Source organism: Sphingorhabdus sp. (assembly GCF_044239665.1).
Taxonomy (GTDB): domain Bacteria; phylum Pseudomonadota; class Alphaproteobacteria; order Sphingomonadales; family Sphingomonadaceae; genus Sphingorhabdus_B.
Map to the genome: position 1 here is coordinate 1 of NZ_JBIIBA010000047.1, position 6,665 is coordinate 6,665.

Sequence of the window (6,665 nt, forward strand, 5' to 3'; positions counted from 1 at the left end):
GGACTTCCAATTTGCTGGCGCCAAGGCCAAGCCGACCAATACGATATTCATTGCCGAACCGATCAACTTCGATAACTGCAGCGACCGTGGCGTCCTTTGTCATGCGCGCGCCGTCGCGTTCGATTTCAATCTCGACCCGTTCGTTGGGAATCATTACAATTTCTTGCGCCATTTGGTCGAATGTCTCGATCGTCCGGCCGTTCAACGTCAGGATGCGATCTCCTTCCGTCAGGCCCGCCACCGCAGCCGGGCTATTGGGCTGCACCACGTCAATTATGGGTGGCGTCACCGATTTCCCAAATGCTAACAGAAAACCCATCGCGATCAGGATGGCGAGGATGAAATTCACCGCTGGCCCGGCAAAAACAATCAACGCACGTTGCCATAATGCCTTGGATTGGAACGTCTGGTTGCGCTCCTCATCTGGCAACTGCTTCCAGCTCTCGTCGGCTTGGCTCGACGGGTTCATATCGCCTGCAAATTGGACAAAGCCGCCCAAAGGCAGGAGGCCAATGCGCCATAGCGTTCCGCGCTTGTCTACCCTGCCCCAAATTTGGGGGCCAAAGCCAATCGAGAATTTCTCCGCCTTCACACCAAACCAGCGGCCGACGAGATAATGGCCAAGTTCGTGGACAACAACCAGACTGCCGATCAACGCAAGAAACGCAAGAACAGTCACGATGATATTTGGCGATTCCATGGGCATTAGGTAACCTTTTGAATGAGCGTCTGCGCATAAACGCGCGCGGCTGCATCTATGCTGAACAAGTCATCGATGCAGGTTGGCAGATTATTCGGTGCGTAACCGCACAGCGTGTCTTCCACCAAAGCTGCAATATCAAGAAAACCGATATGGCCATTTAAGAACGCCGCCACGGCGACTTCATTGGCCGCGTTCATGATTGCCGGCTTTGCTCCGCCATCGGATATCGCTGCTCTTGCAAGCCGCAACGCCGGGAAACGTGCGATGTCCGGCTGTTCAAACGTCAACTGCCCAATGGTCGCTAGATCCAGCGGCTTGCACGTCGTCGTTATGCGCTCGGGCCATGCCAGCGCGCTGGCGATGGGAATGCGCATATCTGGCGATCCAAGCTGCGCCAAAGTCGAACAATCAACATATTCGACCATCGAATGAATGACCGATTGTGGATGCACAAGAATTTCGATTTTATCCAGGCCCACCGGAAACAAATGATAGGCCTCAATCAGTTCAAGGCCTTTGTTCATCATGGTCGCAGAATCGATGCTGATCTTTGCGCCCATGTCCCAATTGGGGTGCGCCACCGCCTGCGCTGGCGTGACGCTGCGCATCTCCTCAAGCGAGAAAGAGCGAAACGGCCCGCCGCTTGCGGTCAGGGTGATTTTGCGTACTTGGTCAATTTTTCCGCCCGCCAGACACTGGAATATCGCATTATGTTCGCTGTCTACAGGCAAAAGTGTTGCGCCCGACCGGTGCACCGCAGCCATCATCAACGCGCCTGCGGAAACCAATGCTTCCTTATTGGCCAAAGCAACGGTCTTGCCAGCCTCGATTGCAGCCATCGTAGAGGGCAATCCAGCACAACCGACGATGGAGGCCATCGTCCAATCGGCATTGCGTCTGGCGGCCTCCACAAGCGCGTCTGCGCCTGCTGCGGCTTCTATGCCTGTCCCTGCCAAGGCATCCTTGAGTTCGGCATAAGCCGTTTCATCCGCAACGACCGCCAGTTCGGCATCAAATTCCTGCGCCAATTGCGCTATCGCAGCCGCATTGCCGTTCGCGGTTAGCGCGACAACGCGATATTGGCTGCGATGCTGGCGAATGAGATCCAATGTCGACAGCCCGACCGAACCTGTTGCGCCAAAGATGGAAACGCTGCGCGTCATGGGATCAGCTACCCGTCACATTTTGAAAGATCATGATGACACCCGCGACAAAAGCAACAGCAATCAGGCCATCCGTCCGGTCAAATAAGCCGCCATGGCCCGGTATCAATCGGCCAGAATCTTTTACCCCTGCCCGCCGCTTCATCCAGCTTTCGAAGAAATCGCCCATTTGCGCGACCACCGCAAGCGCGGCCCCCGTCAGCATGAGGCGAAACCAGCCTTGGGCCAGATAAACATCGCCATCGCCAGCTTCACCGCCCCTGAAGGCGTAGATGCCTGCTTGCATAAAAACCATCATAAGACCCGCGCCAATCATGCCGCCAAAAAGGCCAGACCATGTTTTGGACGGGCTAATGCGCGGCGCGATCTTGGCTCCGCCGATACTTCGTCCCGCGAAATACGCACCGACATCCGTGCCAATGACAGCTGCGATCAATAAGATTGCGGGCGTCATGCCGAAGACAGGCGCGCTGAACAGTATCAAACTGAAACATGCAAGGCCAACATAGCCCAGGCCGCCCAAAAGCCACAATGTCCGCGCCTGTAGACTTTGCGCGAAACCAAGCACCAATTTGGTAAATTCAAAAAACACACCAAGGCCTATAAGGATAACGAGGCCCATAAAGGCATAGCCGCCCAGCCAGATCGCAAGTATTGCAACCGACATCATGGCGACGCTCGACAAGGTTCGTATGCCAAGGTCCGAGCGGGGTTTCAGCAGCGGCGCGACCTTATCGTTCATCGACCACCATAGCGCCGTTCACGCCGCGCAAATTCGTTGAGGGCGGCAGCGAGCTCGTCTTTGCTAAAATCCGGCCATAAGGTTTCGGTAAACCACAATTCGGCATAAGCCGCCTGCCACAGCATGAAATTGGACAGCCTTTGCTCCCCTGATGTGCGAATGAGCAAATCCAGCGGCGGCAAGCCAGCCGTGTCGAGATTGGCCTCAATGCGCGCCGCATTAATTTCGCCCTGCGCAGCGGCAGCACGGGCCGCGCGGACCAATTCATCTTGCGCGCCATAGTTCAGTGCGACTGCCAATGTCGTCCGGCTGTTCTGCGACGTCCGCGCGATAGATTCTTCAAGCATGTCCACAATATCGGGCGCTAATGCTTTATAATTCCCAATAATTTTAAGGCGCACATCGTTAGCGGCGAATTCATCTAAGTCAGATTTGATAAATTGGCGCATCAGGCCCATTAGGTCGCTGATCTCATCCTCAGGCCGTTTCCAGTTTTCGCTGGAGAAGGCGTATAGGCTCAACGTTTCCAGCCCGAGCTCACCTGCCGCACGGACGATATTGCGGACAGTCTCCACACCCCGCTTATGCCCCATCGCCCGCGGCAACATGCGCTTTTTCGCCCAGCGGCCATTGCCATCCATGATGATCGCAACATGACGCGGCATTTTGCCCGTTCCGGCGGCAATGCGCTCTTGATCGTCAGCGACAGCCATCAGTTAGCTAAACCCGATGCAGTTACAGGCTTGGCCAAAATCACTGGCTCAGGATTTCCTTTTCCTTATGCGCGGCCGCGTCATCGACAGCCTTGATCATTTCATCGGTCATTTTCTGGACTTCAGTTTCCAACCTTTTGCGGTCATCTTCACTGATGACCTTCTTATTCTCATCGGTCTTCAACCCGTCATTGGCATCGCGGCGGACGTTGCGGATCGCAATTTTTGCCTTTTCCGCATATTGGCCCGCCAGCTTGGCGAGTTCCTTGCGACGTTCTTCGGTAAGGTCGGGAATTGGCAGGCGCAGCGTTTGGCCATCGGTAATCGGATTGAGGCCCAAGCCTGCCGAACGAATCGCCTTTTCCACCGGGGTCACATTTGACCGATCCCATACCTGAACCGACAACAGGCGCGGCTCTGGCGCGCTGACGGTTGCAACTTGGCTCAACGGCATGTGCGATCCATACACTTCAACCACCACCGGATCGAGCAAGGTCACATTGGCGCGGCCCGTCCGCAAGCCTGAAAGATCGCTTTTAAATGAATCGACGGCGCCCTTCATGCGGCGCTCTACATCGGTTTTGTCATATTGCGGCATGGGTTAGTTTCCTTCGCTTGTTACCACAGTTGAAGTGCCGCTTCCGTCGAGCACTTTCAATAAATTGCCCTGCTCACGGATAGAGAACACCACGATTGGAATATTGTTATCACGGCACAAAGATACCGCGCTGGCATCCATAACCTTCAGATTATCTGCCAAGACACGGTTGTAACTTAATGTTTCATAACGCTTTGCAGTTGAAACTTTTTTGGGGTCAGCGTCATAGACGCCATCAACCGAGGTCCCTTTAAACAAGGCGTCACATTGCATTTCAGCCGCGCGCAACGCAGCGCCACTATCCGTTGTGAAGAACGGTGCACCAACGCCAGCGGCGAAAATGACAATCCGGCCCTTCTCCAAATGCCGTTCTGCACGGCGGCGAATGACCGGTTCGCAAACCTTATCCATCTCAATCGCGGATTGGACACGGGTCGGAACGCCAAGCTGTTCCAGCGCGTTTTGCATTGCGAGCGCGTTCATAACGGTCGCAAGCATGCCCATATAGTCAGCCTGCGCACGATCCATGCCTTTTGCAGCGCCGGACATCCCACGGAAAATATTTCCTCCGCCGATGACCAAGCACAATTGGAGGCCAGTATCCTGCGCCGCCTTTACCTCTTCGGCCACGCGAGCAACCGTAGCGGGGTCAATGCCATAGGCTTGATCGCCCATTAGCACTTCACCTGATAATTTCAGCAGAATGCGACGATAGCCGTGCGCGCCCATAATGTCCCTCACCCTGATACGATAATGGCGCCCAGCTATAGAAGCCGCGCGCCACATCGCCAAGTGCTTATGCCGTAATTTATTGGCAGCACATAAACTCCGCGCACATCTCGCTTGGTCGAGATGCGAACAGCACTTTTGTTTTTATGCGCCGACCGCCGCAGCTACTTCAGCCGCAAAGTCGGACACTTCCTTTTCAATGCCTTCACCAAGCTGGAAGCGGACATAGTCCTTCAGCACGATGGGTTTGCCAGCTTCTTTACCAGCAGCGGCCACAACGTCAGAAATGGGTGTCTTGCCGTCCATGACAAATGGCTGGCTCAACAATGCATTTTCCTTGGCAAACTTCTTTACAGCGCCTTCAACCATCTTTTCGACGATATCGGCAGGCTTGCCGCTTTCCGATGCCTTTTCACGGGCAATGCCGCGCTCACGCTCAAGCGTTTCGGCGTCAAGACCGGTTTCATCCAGCGACAGCGGGAATGCAGCCGCGATGTGCATCGCCAATTGCTTACCAAGGCCATCTAGCGTCGCAGCGTCGGCTTCGCTTTCAAGCGCCACCAGAACGCCAATGCCGCCCATGCCGGGCGCAGCGGCGTTGTGCACATAAGAAACTACACGGCCATTGCTAACCGAAAGTGACTTAACGCGGCGGATAACCTGGTTTTCACCAATGGTTGCGATATTGTTGGTCAGACGATCCTGAACCGTCTCACCGTCGCCATAAGGCGCAGCCAAAACGGCCTCGGCTTCGTTAGCAGCCAAGCCAAGAGCAACTTGGCTCACGGCGGCAACGAATTCCTGGAATTGTTCGTTCTTGGCAACGAAGTCGGTTTGGCTGTTAACTTCAATCGCGGTGCCCTTGGTGCCGTTTACAGCAACACCGACAAGACCCTCAGCCGCAGTACGGCTGGATTTCTTGGCAGCGGTTGCAAGACCCTTAGCGCGCAGCAAATCAACGGCAGCTTCGATATCGCCATTGGTTTCTTCAAGTGCCTTTTTGGCGTCCATCATGCCAGCGCCGGAAAGCTCACGCAGTTCCTTGACGGCTGAAGCAGTAATTGCAGACATAAATGTGTCCTTTCGAAATGTGGTTAGCGAGCGGCAGGAGCCCCTCATCGCTTTAAACATTGTCACCCCCGACTTGATCGGGGGTCCATGGCCCACCCAATCAGTTTACACCGACAAGTCAGACCATGGATTCCCGCTTATGCGGGAATGACAAAAAAATGTTACGCTTCTGCGGCAGGCGCTTCAGCTGGAGCGGCTTCAGCAGCAGGGGCGGCTTCTTCAACCAACGCTGGTTCAGCCGCTGGCTCAACTTCCGCACCAAGGTCGATGCCCTTGGCAACCTTTGCATTTACATTGCCCTTGGTTGCCGCAGTGGCAACAGCGTCGCAATACAAACGAATGGCGCGCGCGGCATCATCATTTGCAGGAACGGGGAATGCAATGCCGTCAGGCGATACGTTTGAATCGAGGATTGCGATCACTGGAATACCCAAAACATTGGCTTCCTTGATGGCGAGTTCTTCCTTGTTGGCGTCAATGACGAACATGACGTCAGGAATGCCGCCCATGTCGCGGATACCGCCAAGGCTCATTTCAAGCTTGTCGCGCTCGCGGGTCATTTGAAGAATTTCCTTCTTCGTGAAACCGTGCGTGTCGCCCGAAAGCTGCTCTTCAAGCGTCTTGAGCTTCTTGATCGAGTTTGAAATGGTCTTCCAGTTGGTGAGCATGCCGCCCAACCAGCGATGGTTGACGAAATGCTGACCTGATGCGCGGGCTGCATCGGCGATTGGGCCTTGGGCCTGACGCTTTGTGCCAACGAACAAAACCTTGCCGCCAGACGAAACGCTCTGGGCAACAAAATCAAGCGCACGTGCAAATAATGGCACGGACTGCGACAGATCGAGAATGTGGATGCCGTTGCGCGCGCCGAAGATATACGGCTTCATACGCGGGTTCCAACGGTGTGTTTGGTGGCCGAAATGGGCCCCAGCTTCAAGCAATTGCT

General features: G+C 54.9%; 8 protein-coding genes. All 8 read right to left on the reverse strand.

Translation table 11 applies throughout. The annotated features are described in order from the left end of the window. On the reverse strand, nucleotides 1-700 hold a 700-nt coding region (locus ACILP3_RS10225; protein ID WP_395616529.1), incomplete at its 3' end, for a M50 family metallopeptidase. 5 nt (nucleotides 701-705) lie between these two features. Then, nucleotides 706-1,866, reverse strand: a complete 1,161-nt coding sequence (locus ACILP3_RS10230) for a 1-deoxy-D-xylulose-5-phosphate reductoisomerase (protein ID WP_395616530.1) — start codon at nucleotides 1,864-1,866, stop codon at nucleotides 706-708. 4 nt (nucleotides 1,867-1,870) lie between these two features. After that, the gene (locus tag ACILP3_RS10235) at nucleotides 1,871-2,608 is read right to left on the reverse strand and encodes a phosphatidate cytidylyltransferase (RefSeq protein ID WP_395616531.1); all 738 of its coding nucleotides are present in this window, start codon (nucleotides 2,606-2,608) and stop codon (nucleotides 1,871-1,873) included. Continuing rightward, the gene (gene uppS / locus ACILP3_RS10240; RefSeq protein WP_395616532.1) at nucleotides 2,605-3,321 is read right to left on the reverse strand and encodes a polyprenyl diphosphate synthase; all 717 of its coding nucleotides are present in this window, start codon (nucleotides 3,319-3,321) and stop codon (nucleotides 2,605-2,607) included. Before uppS ends, ACILP3_RS10235 begins: the two co-directional genes overlap by 4 nt. Before the next feature lie 40 nt (nucleotides 3,322-3,361). Beyond that, entirely contained in the window at nucleotides 3,362-3,919 is a 558-nt protein-coding gene (gene frr / locus ACILP3_RS10245) for a ribosome recycling factor (protein WP_395616533.1), read from the reverse strand. Between the two features lie 3 nt (nucleotides 3,920-3,922). Next, nucleotides 3,923-4,648: a UMP kinase gene (gene pyrH / locus ACILP3_RS10250; RefSeq protein WP_395616536.1), complete on the reverse strand. Its 726-nt coding sequence runs from the start codon at nucleotides 4,646-4,648 to the stop codon at nucleotides 3,923-3,925. A 144-nt stretch (nucleotides 4,649-4,792) separates the two neighbouring features. Beyond that, nucleotides 4,793-5,719, reverse strand: a complete 927-nt coding sequence (gene tsf / locus ACILP3_RS10255) for a translation elongation factor Ts (RefSeq protein WP_395616534.1) — start codon at nucleotides 5,717-5,719, stop codon at nucleotides 4,793-4,795. Between the two features lie 161 nt (nucleotides 5,720-5,880). Further along, nucleotides 5,881-6,665 (reverse strand): 30S ribosomal protein S2 (rpsB, locus tag ACILP3_RS10260; protein WP_395616535.1); only part of this gene is annotated, 785 nt, incomplete at its 5' end.